11 protein-coding genes are annotated in these 21,307 nt (G+C 67.6%); 10 read left to right on the forward strand and 1 reads right to left on the reverse strand.

Annotated elements, in window-relative coordinates; translation table 11 throughout:
* Positions 1-31: 31 nt before the first annotated feature.
* A complete protein-coding gene (locus ASE88_RS09350) occupies positions 32-805 on the reverse strand; it encodes a copper homeostasis protein CutC (RefSeq protein WP_056477706.1) in 774 nt (257 codons plus the stop codon).
* Between the two features lie 378 nt (positions 806-1,183).
* Between ASE88_RS09350 and ASE88_RS09355 the strand changes: the two genes are divergently transcribed.
* The 10 genes from ASE88_RS09355 to ASE88_RS18895 all read left to right on the forward strand — a co-directional run bounded on the left by ASE88_RS09355 (position 1,184) and on the right by ASE88_RS18895 (position 21,295).
* Complete coding sequence (locus ASE88_RS09355; protein WP_056477708.1) at positions 1,184-3,994, forward strand: TonB-dependent receptor; 2,811 nt, start codon at positions 1,184-1,186, stop codon at positions 3,992-3,994.
* Positions 3,995-4,143: 149 nt separating this feature from the next.
* On the forward strand, positions 4,144-6,249 hold the full coding sequence (locus ASE88_RS09360) for a glycoside hydrolase family 2 protein (protein ID WP_235527965.1): 2,106 nt from the start codon (positions 4,144-4,146) through the stop codon (positions 6,247-6,249).
* Positions 6,246-8,534, forward strand: a complete 2,289-nt coding sequence (locus ASE88_RS09365; RefSeq protein ID WP_056477713.1) for a beta-N-acetylhexosaminidase — start codon at positions 6,246-6,248, stop codon at positions 8,532-8,534. The genes ASE88_RS09360 and ASE88_RS09365 overlap by 4 nt, the downstream gene beginning before the upstream one ends.
* Entirely contained in the window at positions 8,534-11,146 is a 2,613-nt protein-coding gene (locus tag ASE88_RS09370) for a beta-mannosidase (RefSeq protein ID WP_056479308.1), read from the forward strand. Before ASE88_RS09365 ends, ASE88_RS09370 begins: the two co-directional genes overlap by 1 nt.
* Positions 11,147-11,238: 92 nt before the next feature.
* Entirely contained in the window at positions 11,239-13,800 is a 2,562-nt protein-coding gene (locus ASE88_RS09375) for a glycoside hydrolase family 3 protein (protein ID WP_056477714.1), read from the forward strand.
* Positions 13,797-15,230 carry a glycoside hydrolase family 125 protein gene (locus ASE88_RS09380; protein ID WP_056477715.1) on the forward strand — a complete coding sequence of 478 codons (1,434 nt, stop codon included), beginning with the start codon at positions 13,797-13,799 and terminating at the stop codon, positions 15,228-15,230. Before ASE88_RS09375 ends, ASE88_RS09380 begins: the two co-directional genes overlap by 4 nt.
* Positions 15,227-17,539: a GH92 family glycosyl hydrolase gene (locus ASE88_RS09385; protein WP_056477717.1), complete on the forward strand. Its 2,313-nt coding sequence runs from the start codon at positions 15,227-15,229 to the stop codon at positions 17,537-17,539. The genes ASE88_RS09380 and ASE88_RS09385 overlap by 4 nt, the downstream gene beginning before the upstream one ends.
* A complete protein-coding gene (locus ASE88_RS09390) occupies positions 17,536-19,530 on the forward strand; it encodes an alpha-L-fucosidase (protein WP_056477720.1) in 1,995 nt (664 codons plus the stop codon). Before ASE88_RS09385 ends, ASE88_RS09390 begins: the two co-directional genes overlap by 4 nt.
* A gap of 206 nt (positions 19,531-19,736) precedes the next feature.
* Positions 19,737-21,146 (forward strand): FAD/NAD(P)-binding protein, encoded by a 1,410-nt coding sequence (locus ASE88_RS09395; protein ID WP_082466445.1) that lies wholly within the window; start codon positions 19,737-19,739, stop codon positions 21,144-21,146.
* Entirely contained in the window at positions 21,143-21,295 is a 153-nt protein-coding gene (locus ASE88_RS18895; RefSeq protein WP_156348146.1) for a hypothetical protein, read from the forward strand. The genes ASE88_RS09395 and ASE88_RS18895 overlap by 4 nt, the downstream gene beginning before the upstream one ends.
* The last annotated feature ends 12 nt before the right edge of the window (positions 21,296-21,307 follow it).

The following is a 21,307-nucleotide window of genomic DNA, read 5'->3' on the forward strand; positions in this document are numbered from 1 at the left end:
AGAGGGTGGATACGTTATATATTGGTACTGTTCAAGCGGCTTGCCGAGCGAAACGATCGAGTACCAACTTCAAGTTTCGAACGCCGTCGACGCTGGTGATCCGGCGATCGGCCGCAGCGAACCCGAATTCGCGTTCGCGCGCCTCGGACCTAGCTGTGGCGGAGTCGGTCGACGCGAGCGTGGCGCCGCACGATGCGTGGAGTTCGCGCAGGCCGGCATCGAGGAACCGACTCGCGTTGCCCGCATCGATCCCGCTGGCGGGCAGAATGACGATCCGCCCGGCGGCCGCACGGTGGAGCGTCGCGAGCATCGCCAGCCCGTCGATCGCCCTGGCCGCGCCGCCCGAGGTCAGGATCCGGTCGAACCCGAGCCCGACCGCGGTCTCGAGCGCGTCGGGGAGGTCGGGGCACAGATCGAAGGCACGATGCAGCGTCAGCGAGAGCGGTGCCCCGCGCATCGCCGCGCAGGCCCGCGCGTGATCGACGAGGCGCGCCAAAAGCGCTGCGTCCAGCGTATGATCCGCGCCGCTCGCGCCGATCACGACGCCGGCCAGCCCACCCTCCGCGGCGGTCGCGATTTCCGCGGCGATCATCGCGGCCTCGCGCGGCGTATAGCGGAACCCGCCCTCGCGCGGGCGCACGAGCATATGGACGGGAATCGGCAGCGCGCGCGCCGCCGCGATCAGCGCGGGCGTCGGGGTCAATCCGCCGAGCGACAGTGCGGAGCACAGCTCGAGACGATCGGCGCCGCCCAGAACCGCCGAGTCGATGCCAGCGATATCGTCGACGCAAATCTCGAGGGTCATTCGCAGGCTTTCGATCGGTCGTAATTATATTACGTCTGGCCGATGGAGTCGGTGCGTTCAACGACAAAATCGCGATCGAAAGGCAAGAAATGGTATTATCGCGATCGTTGCGTCGCAGCGGCCGGAGACCCGCATTGCGCCGGGAAAACCCTGCTAAGTCGCCTGAGAACGCGGAAAACGCGGGTCATCGCAAAAGTTCCATCGACGGGTAACCAAACTGTAATTTCCGATGGATTTCCCAATCAAATTGGTTATACGATATTCATACCAAGCTGCTCAGATAGTAACCAAAGCAGTACCAGCGGTTGGATGGCGGTGGCGCGGAGATTTTCCGGGTCGGAATGGCGCTGCGGCGTCGATTGGGAAGGGGCTTTGACGATGGTTTTCCGTAAGCAGGTTTTGTTGGCGTCGAGCGCGGTCGTGTTCGGTCTTGCGGGGTCCCTCGTCGCCCCGTCGGCGATGGCTCAGGTCGCAGACGCGCCCCCGACGACCACGCCCGCCGGCTCGGACACGCAGAACGGTGCGCCAGCCACCGTCGATGCGGAGCAGGACATCGTCGTCACCGGCATCCGCGGCAGCCTGCGCAGCGCGATCGCGGTCAAGCGCCAGGCCAACGCGGTCGTCGACGTGATCTCGGCCGAGGACATCGGCAAGTTCCCCGATCGCAACGTCGCCGAATCGCTGTCGCACATTCCCGGCGTCAGCATCGACCGTCGCTTCGGCGAGGGCGAGAAGGTCGCGATCCTCGGCACCGACCCCGCACTCAACCGCATGCTGCTTGACGGCCATGCGCTCGCCTCGGCCGACTGGGGTGGCAACGACAACGACCCGTCGAGCCGCACCTTCAACTATTCGCTGCTCGCCCCCGAGCTGGTCGACCGCCTCGAGGTCTACAAGTCGCCCGAGCCGCGGATCGAGGAAGGCAGCCTCGGCGGCACCGTCATCGTCCGCACGCGCCGTCCGCTCGACCTGAAGGCCAATGCGATCTTCGCCTCGGGCGGCTATTCGTACAACGACCGCTCGGACAAGGGTAATGTTCGTGGCTCGGGTCTCTACAGCTGGAAGAACAAGGACGAGACGTTCGGTGTCCTGGTCGCGGCGACCTACGACAAGCAGAGCCTGACGCGCGCAGGCGTCGAGTTCTTCGGCTATGACAACGTCGCGCCGAACGCGGACGGCACCTACAACAGCCCGTTCGTCAACCGCGCGGCCGACGGCACGCTGAGCCTCAAGAGCCCCGGCGCGACGATCACCGGCGGCACGATCGCCGATCTCTACAAGGCGGCATCGCCGTTCGGCATCAACTATGCCTATTTCCAGCAGACGCGCGAGCGCAAGAGCGTGTCGGGGACGATGCAGTATCGCCCGACGTCGGAGCTGACCCTCACGCTCAACGGTCTGCACATCAACGGCAACTACAACAACTACAGCCAGTCGATGTACACGATCCCCGGCGCGTGGACCGGCGACGTGCTGCAGTCGGCCAATATCAGCAACGGCGTGGTCAACGCGGCGTCGTTCGGCGCCGCCAGGAGCCAGAGCGCACAGCTCGACACGCTGGTCCGCAAGACCAAGCTGAAGACCGACAACATCAACTTCTTCGCCGATTACGAAGGCGATGGCGGCGCCAAGGTGTCGTTCGCAGGCGGCTGGAGCAAGGCGGTCGGCGGGCGTAACCCCGAATATCTGTTCAACGTGCAGACCAAGCTGCCGTACAGCTATGCCTTCACGAACAACAGCTCGACGGTGAACTTCGTCGGCGACCAGACCAATCCGGCGAACTACTTCACCAACCCCAACAACAACCCGGCGCAGATCGAGGGCCGTCCGGTCATCGTCAACGGCACGCAGCTGAACGCGGCACAGATCGGCGGGCAGGACTTCAGCGTCACCACCGACCGCGACATCTTCGGCGGCTACGACGCGACGATTCCCGTCGACTTCGGTCCGTTCACGGAGATCATGCTCGGCAGCCGCGTGACCGACCATATCAACCGGATCGATGCGCGCGGCATCAACACGTATCTCCAGTCGTCGCAGACGATCGCGCAGCTCGGCGCGACCGCGCTCGTCACGCCCGACGGCACGTTCGACGGCAGCGGCGGCATGGGCAATGCGACCAGCTATCTCAACCTGCCGCAGCAGTCGGTGATCGACATCCTGTCGGGGGCGATCAACAGCCCGCTGGTGACCAAGATCGGTGCGTCGACCAAGGTCAAGGAGACGGTCGTCGCGTCCTATGCGCAGGCCAATTTCGACCAGGGCGGGTTCCGCGGCAACATCGGTGGCCGGATGGTCTATACCCGCGACATCTCGAACTATGCGACGACGCCGAGTGGGGTGGCCAATCCGCAGCCGGTGCCGACGCGGACGGTGACCGATTACCTGAAGTTCCTGCCGAGCCTCAACATCGCCTATTCGGTGTCGCCGACGGTAATCGTGCGTGGCGCGGTGGCCAAGGTGATCTCGCGGCCGCGCTATCAGGATCTGGCGGCGGCGACCTCGCTGAACGACACGACTCTCGACGGCGGCGGCGGCAACCCGAACCTCAAGCCATATGAGTCGACCAACTACGAGCTGACCGCGGAATGGTATCCGCGTTCGGGGACGCTGCTGGCGGTCGAGCTGTTCCGTCGCGACATCAAGAATTACATCATCAGCTCGCGCCAGAACGTCGATTACTTCAACGCGCTGCAGAACCGGATCACGACCTACAACGTCAGCCAGCCGATCAACGGCGCCAAGGCGAAGGTCAACGGCGTGCTGGTCTCGGGCCAGGCCGAGATCTGGGGCGGGTTCGGGCTCCAGGCGAACTATTCGTACCAGGACAGCGACACCTCGTCGGTCGATGTCAGCGGTGCGGCGCTCAACCTGCCGTATCTGTCGAAGCACACCGTCAACGTGATCCCGTATTTCGAGAGCGGTCCGTTCCAGGCACGTCTGAGCTACAACTACCGCACCGCCTATTTCCGGACGATCGGTCGTCTGGGCTCGCGCGAGATGGTGGCACCGTACAACCAGCTCGATTTCTCGGCCGGGTTCAACGTGACGCCGGCGGTGACGCTGTCGGTCAACGCGCAGAACCTGCTCGACGAGACGTATCTCCAGTATAACGGTACGCCGGATCGCCCGACCGCGTTCTACAAGAACGGCCGGACGTTCTCGGCATCGCTCTCGTTCCGCATGTAGGCTGGACGAAGCGGCTTTCGACGGCGTGGCGCGTGGCAAGACGCGCCGTCCCGTCGCGACCGAAAGTATAAAGTTACGGCATGATATCGGGATGTATCAGGACAGTGCGGCAGCGGATCCGGCACAGGCGTGCCGGATTCGCTTTGGCCGTGCTGATGCTGCTCCCGTCGCCGGCCTTGGCTGAACGGATCGATCTCGATGCCGGCTGGCGTTTCTGGCTGGCGAAAGATGCGCCGGCCGATCCGGCATGGCTCGCCGGCGATCCGCTGGGTGCGGAAAGCGTGGTCGTCCCGCATAGCTGGCCAGCCACGCGAGGCGCTGGCGCCGAAGGCGTCGGCTGGTATGCGCGGACGCTGGTCGTGCCCGACGCAATTATCGGCAAGCATCTCGAACTGCATTTCGACGCCGTGTTCTACGCCGCGCGCGTGTGGGTGAACGGGACGCTCGTCGGGACGCACGAGGGCGGGCACACCGCGTTCGATCTCGACGTTTCGAAGGTGCTGAAGGCGGGTGCGAACCGGATCGTCGTCGCCGCCGACGATCGGCCGGGGTTCGCGACGATCCCGGGCTATGCGATGCGCTTGGCGGGCTCGGGGAACGTCTGGTACGACTGGTGGCATAGCGGCGGGATCACGCGCGACGTGTCGCTGCGGATCGCCGAGCGCGGACTGATCCGCCGCCAGCGTATCCGGCAGGTTCTGAAGGCCGACAGCGCGACCGTCACGAGTGGCATCGCAATCGAGAATGTCGACCTGACGCCGCATAGTTATTCGCTGACGACGATCGCGATCGATCCGGATGGCCGCATGGTCGCGCGGGCCTTCGCGGGTTTGACGGTTGCGGGGTCGTCGGCGGGGACGTCCGATGCCGCGCTGATCATCGCCAAGCCGCAGCGGTGGCAGATCGGCGCGGGGAAGCTCTATCGGATCGTTGCCGAGCTGCGCGACGAGAAGGGCGTGGTGCTCGACCGGCGCGAAGACACCGTCGGTCTGCGCACGCTCGCGCTGCGCGACCGGAAACTCTACGTCAACGATGTCGCGGTGCGGCTGACCGGCGTCACGCGGCACGAGGATTCGCCGTGGGAAGGCGCCGCAGAGACACGCGGCACGATCCTGCACGACATGCGCGATTTGAACGCGCTGCACGTCACGCTGACACGGCCGGTGCATTATCCGCAGCCGCAGAGCGTGTTCGATGCGGCAGACCGCGCTGGCATGCTGCTGATCCCGGAAATCCCGATCTGGCAGATGACCGCGGCGCAGCTTGGCGACCCCCGGCTGCTCGTCCGCGCGAAGGCTATGATGACCGAGATGATCGCCGAAAGCGGCAATCATCCCAGCGTGCTCGCGTGGAGCGTGATGAACGAGAGCGAGGCTGCGACGCCGCAGGGGCTGGCCTTCGTGCGTGCGATGAAGGCGCATATCAACGCGATCGATCCCGGCCGGTTCGTGACCTTCGCGGACTCGCAGATCGCGGAGCGTCCGGTCCGCGTGCCCGCGCTGGTCGAGGCGGACTTCGTCATGGCCAATGCCTATTTCGGAACCTGGAGCGGTGGCGCGGACAAAGTAGGGCCGTGGCTCGATGCGTTCGACAAGGCCTATCCCGACCGGATGCTCGTGATTTCCGAATTCGGCTGGCCGGGGCCGTTCTCGAAGGACAGCGCGAGCGCCGACGTGGCGCGCACCGACAATCTCAAGGACCAGCTCGCGGCGTTTGCGACACGGCCCTGGGTCGGTGGCGCGATCTTCTGGAGCTATGCGGACTATCGCTCGAACAAGAACCTCTTCGCCGGCATGGCCGATGGCTATGTCGATCACGGCCTCGTCGATGCGGATCGCCAGCGCCGCCCGAGCTATTTCGCGTGGGAAGCGGCCAACCGCGACGTTTCCGCGAAGGTCGATCTGACGATGGCGGGCGAGACGCCGACCGGCTTCACCGCCACCGTCATGGGCGCCGCGAAGGCTGCATTGCCCTCCTATCCGCTGGTCGGTGCGCGGTTGCACTGGCGCGCGATCGGCGGCGATCGCGTGGTGCTCGGCGAGGGCGAACAGTCGCTTCCCGTAATCGCGCCGGGGGGCACCGCGACGGGGTCCGCCAGCTGGTCGGGCCGTCTCACGCCCGTCACCGTCACCGTCGATATCCTGACCGCGGAGGGCGCGCGCGCAGGCGGCGTCGTCCGCGACTATGAACCGTTCAAGGCCGGCTCGGCCGTCTATCCCCCCGACCCAGCGCACATGCCGAAGGACCCTACATGATCCGTCTCCGCCCTTTGGTGTTCGCGCTGCTGATGACCTCGACCGCGGCGGTGGCCGAGGGGCCGAAGCTGATACCGATGCCCGCCTCGATCGAGGCGAAGGCCGGCACGCTGACGATCGGCGAGGGGGCGGGGATCGTCACGGGCGATGCCGGCGCGAAGATCGCGGCCAAGCTGCTCGCGCAGCAGGTGAAGATCGTCCGCGGGCTCTCGCTGACGAGCGACGCGGGTACGGGGCCGATCCGGTTCGTGCGTGATGCGAGCGTGGCGGGCGACGAGGCCTATGTGCTGAGCGTCGATGCGAAGGGCGTGACGATCGCGGCGAGCGGTGACGCGGGGCTCGTCCACGGCGCAATGACGCTGGCGCAGTTGCTCAGCCCCGATGCGGCGGTCGGCAAGCCGGTCGTGCTCGCGGCGATGACGATCCGCGACGCGCCGCGCTTCACGTGGCGCGGGCTGATGATCGATCCGGCGCGGCACTTCGTGCCGATGCCGACGCTGTACGCGATGGTCGATCAGCTCGCCGCGCAGAAGATGAACGTGCTCCATCTGCATCTGACCGACGATCAGGGCTGGCGCGTCGAGATCAAGCGCTATCCCGACCTGACTCGGATCGGCGCGTGGCGGACGCCGCCGTCGGCGGGTGGTGCTCCGGGCGAGAAGGTCGGCGGATTCTACACGCAGGCCGAGCTCAAGGCGCTGGTCGCCTATGCGCACGAGCGCGCGATCACCGTGGTGCCCGAGATCGACCTGCCCGGCCATGCGCAGGCGGCGGTCGCGTCGTATCCCGCCGAAGTCGGTGTGCTCGGCGATCGGCCTGCGGTCGGTCACGACTGGGGCGTGAACCCGTGGCTGTTCAGCCCGGAGGATCGCAGCATGACCTTCATCAAGCATGTCCTCGACGAGCTGATGGAGGTGTTCCCGTCGCAGTTCATCCATCTCGGCGGTGACGAGGCGGTCAAGGACCAGTGGCAGCGGTCGCCCGCGGTGCAGGCCAAGATGAAGACGCTCGGGCTCAAGACCGAGATGCAGATGCAGAGCTGGATGATCGACCAGCTCGGCGAGTATCTTGCCAAGCATGGTCGCCGCCTGATCGGCTGGGACGAGATTCTCGAAGGCGGGCTGCCGCCATCGGCGTCGGTGATGTCGTGGCGTGGCGAGAAGGGCGCGGTCGAGGCGGCGAACCAGGGGCATGACGTGGTGCTGAGCCCGGCGCCGATAATGTATCTCGACAGCCTGCAGAGCAATCGCAGCGACGAACCGCCAGGCCGCATCTCGAACGGCGATGCGATCGTGCCGCTCGCTCGGGTGTATGCTTACGAGCCCGAGCCGGCGGGGGTGGCGCCCGACAAGGCGAAGCATGTGCTGGGCGCGCAGATCAACGCGTGGAGCGAATATCTTGTGACGCCGCAGCAGGTCGAACACGCGGTCTTCCCGCGGCTGTCGGCGCTGGCGGAGCGGACGTGGTCGCCGAAGTCGGTTCGCGATTTCGACGGATTCATGTCGCGTCTCGAACCGCAGATGGGACGCTACGCCCGGGCCGGGATCGCCGCCGCCGACAGCGCTTTCGCGGTCGATTTCACGATGGCCGGCACGCGCGGCGACGCGCTGCGTCGCGGCAAGGTGCCGGTGACGCTCGCGACGCAGACGGGCTATGGCACGATCCGCTACACGCTCGACGGCAAGGTGCCGACCGCGCGGTCCAAGGCCTATGCCGCGCCGTTGTCGCTCAAACCCGGCACCATCGTGCGCGCCGCCGCCTTCACCACCGATGGCCATCCGACCGCGGAACCGCGGCTGTTCGAGACGAGCCGTGCCGCGCTGCTGCGCCGGTCGAGTTCGGACCTCGTCGCATGCCCCGATGGCGCGATCGGGCTGCGCGTGCCGCTGACGTCGGAGGCGACCGCGAACACGCCGGTGTTCAACGTCAACATCTTCGACACATGCACGATGTACCCCGCCGCGCCCCTCGATATCGCGCGGAGCTTCACCGTCGATGTCGCCCGCCTGCCGCGGCATTACGGGCTGGCGCATGACGAGAAGGCGCTGCGGCGGCATTATGCGGTGACGACGTATGGCGAGCTCGTGGTGCACACCGGCGGCTGCGACGGCGCGATCGCGGGGACGTTCCCGCTGCCGAACCCGGCGACCAGCCCCAACCGCATGACCTTCCGCGGCACGTTGCCGCAGGGGAAGGGCGATGCGGATATCTGCCTGACGTTCACGGCGTCGATGGAGTCGCCGTTCTACGCGGTCGAATCGATGCAGCTGTTGGAGAAGAAGTGATGCGGCGCACGGCTCTTTTGTTGCTCGCCGCTATTGCTGCGACCCCGGCCTGGGCGGCACCGCGCACCAGCGTCGTGCTCGACAGCGGCTGGTCGATGCGGATCGATCCGGCCGATACCGCGGCGGCGAAGGCGCATCCCAAGGCGGCGCGCTGGTTGCGCGCGACCGTGCCGGGCAGCGCGCAGACCGACCTGATGGCGGCGAAGATCGTGCCCGATCCGTATAAGGGGCTCAACGAGGCGAAGATCCAGTGGGTCGGGCTGACCGACTGGCAGTATCGCACCACGCTGCGCATGACGCCCGACCAACTCGCGCGCGATCATGTCGACCTGGTGTTCGACGGGCTCGATACCTTTGCCGAGGTGCGGCTGAACGGGGTGAAGCTGCTCGCCGCGGACAATGCGCATCGCCGCTGGCGCGTGCCCGTCAAGGCGGTGCTAAAGCCCGGCACGAACGACCTGCTCGTCACGTTCCGGTCGCCGATCCGCACGTTGCAGCCGATGGTGCTCAAGACCGCCAATCCGCTGCCCGGCGAATATGATTCGATCTATGGCGACGAGCCGATGGGCAAGCAGACCTCGCCCTATATCCGCAAGCCGAAGTATCAATATGGCTGGGACTGGGGCCCGCGGATCGTCACGCAGGGGATCTGGCGCCCCGCGCGGATCGAGGCGTGGGACGACGCACGGATCGAGGCGTTTCGCGTGACGCAGGAAGCGCTGACCAGGACCGAAGCGCGGCTGTCGGCCGAGCTCGACGTGGTGGCGGGCGCGGAGCGGCCGGTCACGGTGCAGGTCGCGGTGACGGGGCCCGATGGTCGGGTGACTCAGGCGGCGCGGACCGTCACGGTCGCGGCGGGTGCGAGCCATGTCGCGGTGCCGGTGAGCATCGCCAATCCGCAACGCTGGTTCCCGGCGGGCTATGGCGCGCAGCCGCTCTATACCGTGAAGGCGACGCTGACCGACGGAACCACGACGATCGACACCGCGCAGCGCCGCACCGGCCTGCGCACCGTCGAATTGCGCCGCGAGAAGGACGCACAGGGCCGCGGGTTCGCGTTCGTCGTCAACGGCATCCCCGTGTTCGCCAAGGGCGCGAACCTGATCCCGTTCGACATGTTTCCCGCGCGCGTGCCCGAGAGCCAGATCCGCACCGTCATGGCCGGCGCGCGCGATGCCAACATGAACATGATCCGCATATGGGGCGGCGGCTATTATCTCGACGACGCATTCTACGACTTTGCCGACCAGATGGGGTTGATGGTGTGGCAGGACTTCATGTTCGGCGGCGCCGTCACGCCGCCCGATCGCGAGTTCCGCGAGACCGTGCGGATCGAGGCGGAGGAACAGGTCGACCGGCTCCAGGCGCATCCCTCGATCGTGCTGTGGTCTGGCAACAACGAAGTGCTGAGCGGCTGGGCGAACTGGTCCGACCGGATCGCGTACAAGAAGGCGGTCGGCGCGGACGAGCAGGAGCGGATCGGCGTCGGCATGGCGGTGCTCTTCGACCGCGTGCTGCGCGATGCCGCCGAGCGCCGTGATCCCGATGCGGTCTATTGGCCGGGCTCGCCGAGCAACAATTACGAGGACAAGCCCGACATCGATACCGATGGCGACCGGCATTACTGGGACGTGTGGGGCGGCAAGAAACCGGTCGAGGCGTATCTCGACAGCTGCCCGCGCTTCATGTCCGAATATGGCCTGCAGTCGATGCCCGAGATGAAGACGATCCGGAGCTTTGCGACCGACGCGGACTTCTCGCCGACCTCGCCGGTGATGAAGGCGCACCAGAAGTTCCTGAAGGGCGAGGGTAACGACCGGCTGCTGTTCTACATCCGCGAGAAGTACCGCGAGCCGCGCGACTTCGCCGAGTTCGTATATCTCAGCCAAATGATGCAGGCCGAGGGGATCGAACTCGCCGCGCTGCATCACCGGGCGTGCCGGCCGGTGACGATGGGATCGCTGTTCTGGCAGATCAACGACGTCTGGCCGGGCGCGTCGTGGGCGAGCATCGATTATTACGGCCGCTGGAAGGCGCTGCAGTTCCGCGCGCGGCATTTCTATGCGCCGCTCGCGATCGCTGCCGAGCATAAGGATGGCGCGACCAAAATCAGCCTGATTTCCGACGCGACGACGCCTACGCAGGCGGTGTGGCGCGTGCGGACGCTCGACGTCGACGGGAAGGTGCTGGCGGCGACCGAAACGCCGGCGACGCTTGCGCCTTTGTCGGCGACTCCGGTCGCGACCCTGCCCGATGCATCGCTGTTCGCGGGCGGCGATCCTGCTCGGACGATCGCGGTGGCGGAGTTGGTCGTGGACGGCCGCGTTGCGTCGCGCGCGCTCGTGTCGGCGGCGCCCAAGACGATGACGCTGCCCGATCCGGGGCTGACCGCGACATGGGCGGGCGATCGGCTGACGCTGACCGCGAGCAAGCTGGCGCGCGCGGTGTGGATCGATTTCGGCAAGCTCGAGGCGACGCCGTCGGACAATGCGTTCGATCTGCTGCCGGGGGAGAGTGTCACGGTGACTGTAGCGTCCAAGGAGTCCGAGGCGGCGCTGCGACGCGCGCTGACGGTCCGCACACTGGCGGGTATCGCGGCGGTGAAGTCGTGATGCGCATCACCACCCCGTCATCCCAACGAAAGCTGGGATCCAGAGCCACGAACCGCGCCGCCCGTGGCCCTGGATCCTGGGTCGAGCCCAGGATGACGGCTGTTGCGCGGCTCGCGCTTGCCCCGATCGGCCTGTTGCTCGCGTCGTCGGCGCTCGCGCAGACGGTCGATCCGGCCGTCCGCACCATGACGCTCGACGAAAAGGTCGCGCAGTTGCAGAGCGTCGCGCCGGCAATCCCGCGGCTCAACCTGCCGGCCTATGATTACTGGAACGAGGGGCTGCACGGGCTCGCGCGCAACGGCGTCGCGACGGTGTTCCCACAGGCGATCGGCCTTGCCGCGACCTGGGACGAGGCGCTGCTGCGGCGCGTCGGCGACGTCGTGTCGACCGAGGCGCGCGCAAAGTCCAACGCGCTGCCGGCGGGCGACCGCGCGCGCTATCAGGGACTGACGATCTGGTCGCCCAACATCAACATCTTCCGCGATCCGCGCTGGGGTCGCGGGCAGGAGACGTATGGCGAGGACCCGTATCTGACGGGGCGTCTTGGCGTTGCGTTCATCGGCGGGTTGCAGGGGCCGGATCTCGCGCACCCGAAGGTCATCGGCACGCCGAAGCACCTCGCCGCGCATAGCGGGCCGGAGGCGGGGCGCGACGGGTTCGACGTCGATATCTCGCCGCATGATCGCGAGGCGACGTTCCTCCCTGCGTTCCGGATGGCGCTGACCGAGGGGCGCGCGCTGTCGACGATGTGCGCGTACAACGCGATTCACGGCGTGCCGGTCTGCGCGTCGGCCCCGTTGCTCGACCAGACGGTGCGCAAGGAATGGGGCTTCAAGGGGCTGATCGTGTCCGATTGCGATGCGGTCGGGAATATCGCGAACTATCATTATTACCGGCCCGATGCCGCGGGTGGATCCGCGGCGGCGATTGCGGCGGGGATGGATTTCAACTGCGGCCGCACCTACGCGGCGCTCGGCGATGCGGTGCGCCGAGGGCTGGTGCCCGAGGCGACGCTCGACACGAGCCTGACGCGGACGTTCGCGGTGCGGCGGATGCTCGGTGGCGCGTTTGGCGCGACGAGCCCATGGGACACAATCAAGCCGACCGAGTTCGACACGCCCGCGCACCGTGCGCTGGCGCTGGAGGCGGCGCGCAAGGCGATGGTGTTGGTCCAGAACAATGGCGTGCTGCCGCTCAAACCCTCGGCCAGGATCGCGGTGATCGGGCCGAATGCCGACAGCATCGACGTGCTGGAGGCGAATTATCACGGGACCGCGGCGGCGCCCGTCACGCCGCTCGCGGCGCTGCGGACGGCGTTTGGCGGTGTCCGATATGCGCAAGGATCGAGCATCGCCGAGGGCGTACCGGTGCCGGTGCCCGATACCGCGCTGTCGCTGCGGGGCGAGTATTTCCGGGGAAGCGATTTCTCAGGCACGCCGGTGGTGCGCGCGGACCGGACGATCGATTTCGACTGGGATCGCACCGCGCCCGCACCGGGGATCGATCCGACCGCATTCTCGGTGCGCTGGACCGGTACGGTCACCGCGCTGGCCGCGGGAGACTATGTGTTCCGGCTCGACGTGCCGCGCTGTTTCGACTGCAAGGGGCATGACCCCGCGCGACTGTGGATCGACGACAAATTGGTCGCCGACGACGATGGCAGCGGCAAGAATGTCGAGGCAGCGGTGACGCTGACCGCGGGCGCGCATTCGATCCGCGTAGAGCTGGCGCATAGCGGCGAGGATCAGGGGCTTCGGTTGACCTGGACCGCGCCCGCCGATGCACAGATCGCCGAGGCGGTTGCCGCGGCGAAGGATGCCGACGCGATCGTCGCGTTCGTTGGGCTGTCGCCTGCGGTCGAGGGCGAGGCGTTGCAGATCGAGGTCGCCGGCTTCTCTGGCGGCGATCGGACCGATATCGGACTGCCCGCCGCGCAGGTGAAGCTGCTCGAAGCCGCCAAGGCCACGGGCAAGCCGCTGGTCGTCGTGCTGATGACGGGCAGCGCGGTCGCGCTGACCTGGGCGAAGGCGCATGCCGACGCGATCCTGGTCGGCTGGTATCCGGGCCAGGCGGGCGGTCAGGCGATCGCCGATACGCTGACGGGCACGAACAATCCGGGCGGGCGCCTGCCGCTGACCTTCTACGCGAAAACGCGCGATCTGCCCGCGTTCATCGACTACAACATGCGCGAGCGGACCTATCGCTACTTCACCGGCACGCCGCTGTGGGGCTTCGGCCATGGGCTGAGCTATACCCAGTTCGCCTATGCTGCACCCAAATTGCTGCGCAGCACGATTGCTGCGGGCGAGAGCGTCACGGTCGAGGTGCCGGTGAAGAACACGGGCAAGATCGCGGGCGACGAGGTGGTGCAGGCGTATCTCGTGCCACCCGAGCCGGCGGTGAAGCCGCGCTTCAACGATCCGGTGCTGCAACGCCAGCTCGTTGGGTTCAGGCGGCAGACAGTGAAGCCGGGCCAGACGGCACGGGTGGCCTTCACGATCGATCCACGGGGGATGAGCAGCGTCGATACGGCTGGCACTCGTCGCGTCGTGCCGGGCGAATACCGGCTGCATATCGGTGGTGGCCAGCCAGGCGACGGGCCGGGGGTCGATACCGTCTTCACCGTGACGGGAACGAAGGATTTGCCGAAATGATAGACCGCCGCATGCTCATAGCGGGCGCCGCGGCGCTTGGCCTCGCCGGACCGCTGCGATCCGCCGCTCCGTCGTTCGTCAGCAAGCGCCCGAAGCTCGCCGCTCGCCGCTACATCAGCCGCGCGGTCGAGGCGGAGATCGCGCGCGTCACGGCGAAGATCGGCGATCCCGAACTTGCTTGGATGTTCGGCAATTGCTACCCGAACACGCTCGACACGACGGTGTTCATGGGGAGCGTGGACGGCAAGCCCGATGCGTTCGTCATCACCGGCGACATCGACTGCATGTGGCTGCGCGACAGCTCGGCACAGGTGCATCCGTATCTGCCGCTGGCGAAGCGCGATCCGGCGTTGCGAACGCTGTTCCGCGGGCTGATCGCGCGGCAGGCGCGGTGCATCCTGATCGACCCCTATGCCAACGCGTTCATGCACGACCCGTCGGCGAAGACCAATCTCAGCTGGTCGCTCAGCGACGACACGGTGATGAAGCCGGGCGTCGGCGAGCGGAAATGGGAGGTGGATTCGCTCTGCTACCCGATGTGGATCGCGCACGCCTATTGGCAGGCGACCGGCGACACCGCGCCGTTCGACGCGCTGTGGGCGGACGGCGCGCGCGCGTCGATCCGGACGTTTCGCGAGCAGCAGCGCAAGGACGGGCCGGGGCCGTATCGCTTCCGCCGGTCGTCGCCGATCGTCGGCGAGAGCATGCCGCTCGACGGCTATGGTCCGCCGTCGCGGCCGGTCGGGCTGATCCATTCGGGGTTCCGCCCGTCGGACGACGCGTGCGTGCTGCCGTTCCTGATCCCGTCGAACATCTTCGCGGTGCGCGCGCTGCGTCAGGTCGCGGAACTGGCAACGCGCGCGCGGCATGACACGGCGCTGGCGGCGGATGCGAGCGCGCTGGCGGACGAGGTCGAGGCGGCGTTGCGGCTGCACGGGATGACCAAAGGCGCGGACGGCCAGCCCGTCTGGGCGTACGAGACCGACGGCTATGGCAACGCGATCTTCATGGACGACGCCAATGTGCCGAGCCTGTCGGGGCTCGCCTATCTCGGCGCGGTAAAGGCCGACGATCCGCTCTGGCGGCGCACCGCCGCGCACGCCTGGAGCAAGGACAACGCCTATTTTTTCACCGGCAAGGCGGCGGAGGGGATCGGCAGCCCGCATACTGGCTTGCGCGAAATCTGGCCGATGGCGATCGTGATGCACGCGCTGAACGCGCTCGAGACCGGTGACAACGCGACCGTCGCGCGCAGCCTCGCCTCGCTGAAATCCACGCATGGCGGCACCGGCTTCATGCATGAATCCTTCAACCAGGACGACGGCGCGAAGTTCACGCGGTCGTGGTTCGCCTGGGCGAACGGGCTGTTCGGCGAGCTGATCGTCGACATCGCCGCCAAACGCCCCGCACTTCTCGGAGTCCGCGCATGACCATCTCCCGCCGTATGCTCCTTGCCGGGAGCGGCGCGCTCGCGCTGACCGCGCGCGCGACGTTCGCCGCCACGCCGGCCAAGACGACCGCGCCCGATCTGTTCGTCGGCACAGGCGGCCACGGCCACACCTATCCGGGCGCGACATTGCCGTTCGGGATGGTGCAGCTCAGCCCCGACACCGATGTCGAGCGCTGGGATGCGTGCTCGGGCTATCACCGCACTGACACGTCGATCATGGGCTTCAGCCACACGCATCTGTCGGGCACCGGGATCGGCGACATGCTCGACGTGCTGGTCGTGCCGACGCGTGGGAAAGTGCAGCTGACCCCGGGGACGCTCGCCGATCCGGATGCGGGGTATCGCCAGCGCTTCACCGCCGAGCATGCCGAGCCCGGCTATTACCGCGTGACGCTCGAATCGGGTGTGCGCGCGGAGCTGACCGCGACCGAGCGGACGGGGATTCAGCGTCACGTCTTCCCGGCGGGCGCAGGGCATATCCTGGTCGATCTGTCGCACCTGATCCTCGACAAATGGGATCACGGCGTGCTGATCGACGATGCGTCGCTGAACCTCGACGCGACCGGGATGCTGACCGGCAGCCGCCGCGTGTTCCGCTGGGCGAAGGGGCGGCGGATCCACTTTGCGATGCAGCTGTCGCGCAAGCCCGACCGGATCGTGTTCTACGGCGATGGCGACGTAGCGCAGGCGGCGGGCGCGAAGGGCGTCGCGGGCAAGCGCGTCAAGGCGGTGCTGCATTATGACGACGCCGGCGCCGCGCCGATCGTGATCCGCACAGGCATCTCCGCGGTCGACGTCGCGGGTGCGCGCAAGAACCTGGCGGCCGAGGCGCGGCATTGGGATTTCGATCGCTACCGTGCCGATGCGACCAAGATCTGGGCGCCCGCGCTCGCCGCGGTGAGCGTCGAGGGGGGCACGCCCGCGCAGCGCACGATCATGGCGAGCGCGCTATACCATGCGCAGCTCGCACCGACGCTCTTTTCCGACGTCGACGGGCGCTATGTCGGGCTAGATCGCAAGGTGCATGACGGCGCCACGAAGGATCGCGCGTACAGCAGCTACTCGATGTGGGACACGTATCGCGCGCTGCATCCCTTGCTCACGCTGATCGAGCCGCAGCGCACCGCGGAGCTCGTCGGCGACCTGATCCGGCAAACGCAGCAGAGCGCGTACGGTCCGCCGGTCTGGCCGCTGCAGGGGGTCGAGACGGGCTGCATGATCGGCTGGCATTCGGTGTCGGTGATGGCCGAGGCGCGCGCGAAGGGCGTGCCCGCGAACTACGCCGCGGCGTGGCCGAACGTGCGGCGGCGGTCGTTCGACTTCGCGATGCCCAATCTCGACAACAGCCTGGGGATCAAGCCGTACGACACGATGGGCTACATACCCGCCGACACGGTGTTCGAGTCGGTCTCGCGCACGCTCGAATATGCGTATGACGATTACGCGTCGGCGCATCTGGCCGATGCGGCGGGCGCGAGCACGGAGGCGGCGCGGTTGCGCAAGCGGAGCGGCAACTGGCGCAACGTGTTCGATGCGTCGATCGGCTTCGCGCGGCCGAAGCTCGCGAACGGGACATGGGCGACGCCCTATGATCCGATCGCGCTCGGCCATTCGAGCAAATGGCGCGATTATACCGAGAGCAATGGCTGGCAGGCGACGTTCCTCAACCAGCACGACGTCTACGGCCTGATCGCGGCGATGGGCGGCGATGCCAAGTTCGAGGCAAAACTCGACGGCCTTTTCAACGCGCCGTCTACGCTACCCAAGGACGCGCCGCCCGACATCACCGGGCTGGTCGGCCAATATGCGCATGGCAACGAGCCGAGCCATCACGTCGCCTATCTGTACACCTATTGCGGCGCGGCGTGGAAGACGCAGGCCATGGTCCGCCGGCTGCTGACCGAGATGTACAAGGACGATCCCGACGGCATCATCGGCAACGACGATTGCGGGCAGATGAGCGCCTGGTTCGTGCTGAGCGCGCTCGGGCTGTATCCGGTCGATCCGGTGAGCGCGAATTATGTGCTGGGGTCGCCGCTGTTCGATCGGGCGGAGATGCGCGTTGGTGCTGGCAAGACTTTGGTCGTCGAGGCACGCGGCAATGGTCCCGACCGGCCATATGTCCAGTCGGTGGCGTGGAACGGCCGTCCCTGGACGAAGAGCTGGATCGCGCATGCCGATATCGTCCGCGGCGGACGGCTTGTGTTCGAGATGGCCGCGACGCCTAACCGTGATTTTGGCCGCGCCCCCGCGGATCGGCCGCCAGCAACAACCGGAGTTTCGCGATGACCTTGGATTTGAATCGCCGCGCGTTGATCGCCGGAACGCTTGCCACCGCTGCCGCTGGCCGAGCGAACGCCGCCGCCCCGGTCGGCGCGCCTGCTCCTTGGGGCGCGACGCCCAGCGTCCGCCAGCTCGCCTGGCACAAGCGCGAGCGCTACGGCTTCGTCCACTTCACGCTGAACACCTGGACCGACAAGGAATGGGGCTATGGCGACGAGGATCCCAAGCTGTTCGATCCGACCGCGTTCGATCCCGATCAGATCGTCGCGGCGGCCAAGAGCGCGGGGCTGACCGGCCTCGTCCTCACCGCCAAGCATCATGACGGCTTCTGCCTCTGGCCGACCAGGCTCACCGAGCATTGCATCCGCAACAGCCCGTACAAGGGCGGCAAGGGCGACATCGTTCGCGAACTGGGCGACGCGTGCCGGCGCGGCGGGATTTCCTACGGACTGTATCTGTCGCCCTGGGATCGTAACCGCGCCGATTACGGGACGCCCGCGTACATCGACTATTTCCGCGCGCAGCTGACTGATCTGTGCACGAATTACGGCGAGCTGTTCGAGGTCTGGTTCGACGGTGCGAACGGCGGCGACGGCTATTATGGCGGCGCGCGCGAGGCGCGGAAGATCGATGCGCCGAAATATTATAACTGGCCGTCGATCATCGCGCTGGTCCACAAATTGCAGCCGATGGCGTGCACCTTCGATCCGCTCGGCGCCGATATCCGCTGGGTCGGCAACGAGGACGGGCATGCGGGCGACCCCTGCTGGCCGACCATGCCGAACCATCCCTATGTCCAGGCCGAGGGCAATTCGGGCGTGCGCGGTGCGCCGCTCTGGTGGCCGGCGGAGACGAACACGTCGATCCGGCCCGGCTGGTTCTATCACGCCGACGAGGATCTGCAGGTGAAGTCGCCGCAGCGGCTGATGCAGTTCCACGACGAGTCGGTCGGGCGCGGCACCAACATGATGCTCAACCTGCCGCCCGATCGTCGCGGTCTGATCGCCGAGCCCGATCTCGCCTCGCTCAAATCGTTCGGCGATGCGTTGCGCGCGAGCTTCAGGACCGATCTGGCGAAGGGCGCGGTGGCGAGCGCTTCGGCGGTTCGCGGGCCCCGGTTTGCGGCCGCCAACGTGCTCGACGGCAATCCCGACACCTATTGGAGCACGCCGGACGCGGTGAAGACGCCCTCGCTGGTGCTCGACCTGCCGCCGGGGCGCCGGTTCGACCTGATCCGGATCCGAGAGGCTCTGGCGCTTGGCGTGCGCGTGACGAAGTTCGCGATCGATGTGGCGGAGGCGAACGGCGCGTGGCGCGAGGTCGCGGTGCACGAGTGCATCGGCGCCCAGCGGATCGTCCGGCTGCCCGCGCCCGTCACCGCGCGCCGCGTGCGGCTGCGGATCGTCGAGGCACCCGCGTGCCCCGCGATCACCGAGCTGTCGCTGTTCCTGAGCGTTGCGCCGGTTGCGGTCGTGGCGTCGCAGGCGACGGGCAACAAGATCATCGCCAAGACCGGGTGGACGATCGCGGGGGCAACGCAGCACAGCCTGGCGATGAAATCGGGCAAGCCGGACTTCGCGGGCGAGACATCGCTGGCGGGCGCGCTCAAGCCGACATTGCCCGGTGCGGAGGCGGTGCTCGACGACGATCTCGCGACCGTCTGGACGACGCCTGCGCCGACGCCCACGAGCGTAATCATGCTGATGATCGACATGGGTAAGGCCGAGCAGGTCGCAGGGTTCAGCCTGACGCCGACGCGTCAGGCGCTGCCCGATGCGGGCCCGCCGGGGCGCTACCGGGTCGAGACGAGCGAGGACGGCAAGACCTGGACGCCCGCGGGCGAGGGGGAGTTCGGCAACATCGCCTATGCCCGCGCGACGCAGCGCATCACCTTCGCGAAGCCGCGCCAGGCGCGGTACCTGATGCTGGGCTTCACCAGCGTCGCGACCGCGCAGCCGAAGATGGCGATCGCCGGGATCGGTGCGTTCCGACCGTAAGCGACCAATATCGATCCTCCCCCGCCAGGGGGAGGTGGCTGGCGCTTGCCAGTCGGAGGGGGAGGTAAGGGAAACGGCTGTTGCGTGTCCTCCCCCTCCGTCACCTGCGGTGCCACCTCTTCCTGGCGGGGGAGGATGAGCGGGGGGCTGGGCGCGCCGCGCCGGATCGGGCATGGCGTTCCCCGACGGAACGGGTGAGCGAACAGATGGACGACCAAGCGACGATGCCGCGGATTGCGGGCCCCGAGGATCATGTCGTCGTCGTCGGCGGCGGGTTCTCCGGCGCGCTGTTCGCGGTCAACCTCATGCGACACGAGGGGCCGCGCGTCACGTTGATCGAGCGCCGCGACCGGCAGCTCGCGCGCGGCGTCGCGTACAGCGCGGCACATCCCGATCACCTGCTCAACGTCCGCGCGGGGAACATGAGCGCGCTGCCCGACGACCCCGGTCACTTCGTCCGCTGGCTGGAGGCGCATGGCAAGGGCGACCGTACCACCTTCGTCCCGCGCACGACCTATGGCGCGTATCTGCGCGAACTGCTCGATGCGGCGATCGCCGAGTCGGACGGACGGCTCGTCCATGTCGAGGGCGAGGTCTGCGCGATCGATCCGGTGGCCGGTGCCCCGTTGGCAGGAGGGGGCGTCACGCTGACGATGGCAGACGGGCGGACGATCGCCGCCGACACCGCGGTGCTCGCGCTCGGCAACCTGCCGCCGCATACGCCGCCGGGTCTGAAGCCCGACGCGTTGCCGGCGGGGGTGTATTGCGCGGATCCGTGGGCGGCCGATCTCGCCGAAGGGCTTGGCGCGGACGACACCGTCGTGCTGGTCGGCACCGGGCTGACCGCGATCGATGCGGCGCTGTTGCTCGATGCGCAGGGCTTTGCGGGACGCATCCTGGCGATGTCGCGGCGTGGGCTGTCGCCGCGACGGCATGTCGATGGCGCACCCGCCCACCGCGGTGTCGCGGACAAGCCACAGGGCGGTCTGACCGACCTCGTCCGCCACGTTCGCGCAAGGGCCGCGGTCGAAGGCTGGCGGTGCGCGGTGGACGAGCTTCGGCCGGTCACGCAGATGTTGTGGGCGGCCGCGTCGCAGGAGGTGCGCGGACGGTTCCTTCGGCATCTGCGGCCCTATTGGGACGTCCATCGCCATCGCCTCGCACCGCGCGTCGCCGAGCGGGTCGAGGCGCTCGTCGGGTCCGGGCGGCTGACGGTCGCGGCGGGCAAGATCGTGTCCGCGCAAGCGGATGGCACGCACGCCGTGCTGCGCTGGCGACCACGCGGCGAGACGGTGCCCGTCGTCACCCGCGCCGCGCGGATCGTCAACTGCACCGGGCCGCAGGGCGATCTGCTGCGCTCCGGGGAGCCGCTCGTGAAGCATCTGCTCGCGGCGGGGGCGATCCGGCCGGATCCGTTGCGGCTGGGCGTCGACGTCGATGCGCAGTCGCGCGCGATCCGGGCCGACGGCACGCCCGACGATCGCATCCACTGCATCGGCCCGATGACCCGCGGCGGGCTGTGGGAGGTGGTCGCGGTCCCCGATATCCGGGTCCAGAGCTGGGATCTCGCACGCCGCCTGTCGAACGCGCAATGGGTCGGCGGCGAGGGGCTTTGACCGCGATCCGGCGTTTCCTTGCGGGCGATGCGGCGGGTGCGATCGTGCTGCTGGCCGCGGCGATCGCCGTGCTGCTCGTCGCCAGTTCGCCGCTCGCGCCGACCTATGTCGCGACGCTGCACCATGCGGTCGGCGGGATGAGCGTCTAGCACTGGATCAAC

The sequence above is a fragment of the Sphingomonas sp. Leaf38 genome (genome assembly GCF_001421825.1).
Taxonomy (GTDB): Bacteria; Pseudomonadota; Alphaproteobacteria; order Sphingomonadales; family Sphingomonadaceae; genus Sphingomonas.

Excerpts from the sequence above, each read along its gene's own strand:
- ASE88_RS09350 (WP_056477706.1), bottom strand. The coding sequence starts at position 805 with ATGACCCTCGAGATTTGCGTCGACGATATCGCTGGCATCGACTCGGCG.
- ASE88_RS09355 (WP_056477708.1), top strand. The coding sequence starts at position 1,184 with ATGGTTTTCCGTAAGCAGGTTTTGTTGGCGTCGAGCGCGGTCGTGTTC.
- ASE88_RS09365 (WP_056477713.1), top strand. The coding sequence starts at position 6,246 with ATGATCCGTCTCCGCCCTTTGGTGTTCGCGCTGCTGATGACCTCGACC.
- ASE88_RS09370 (WP_056479308.1), top strand. The coding sequence starts at position 8,534 with ATGCGGCGCACGGCTCTTTTGTTGCTCGCCGCTATTGCTGCGACCCCG.
- ASE88_RS09375 (WP_056477714.1), top strand. The coding sequence starts at position 11,239 with ATGACGGCTGTTGCGCGGCTCGCGCTTGCCCCGATCGGCCTGTTGCTC.
- ASE88_RS09380 (WP_056477715.1), top strand. The coding sequence starts at position 13,797 with ATGATAGACCGCCGCATGCTCATAGCGGGCGCCGCGGCGCTTGGCCTC.
- ASE88_RS09385 (WP_056477717.1), top strand. The coding sequence starts at position 15,227 with ATGACCATCTCCCGCCGTATGCTCCTTGCCGGGAGCGGCGCGCTCGCG.
- ASE88_RS09390 (WP_056477720.1), top strand. The coding sequence starts at position 17,536 with ATGACCTTGGATTTGAATCGCCGCGCGTTGATCGCCGGAACGCTTGCC.
- ASE88_RS09395 (WP_082466445.1), top strand. The coding sequence starts at position 19,737 with ATGGACGACCAAGCGACGATGCCGCGGATTGCGGGCCCCGAGGATCAT.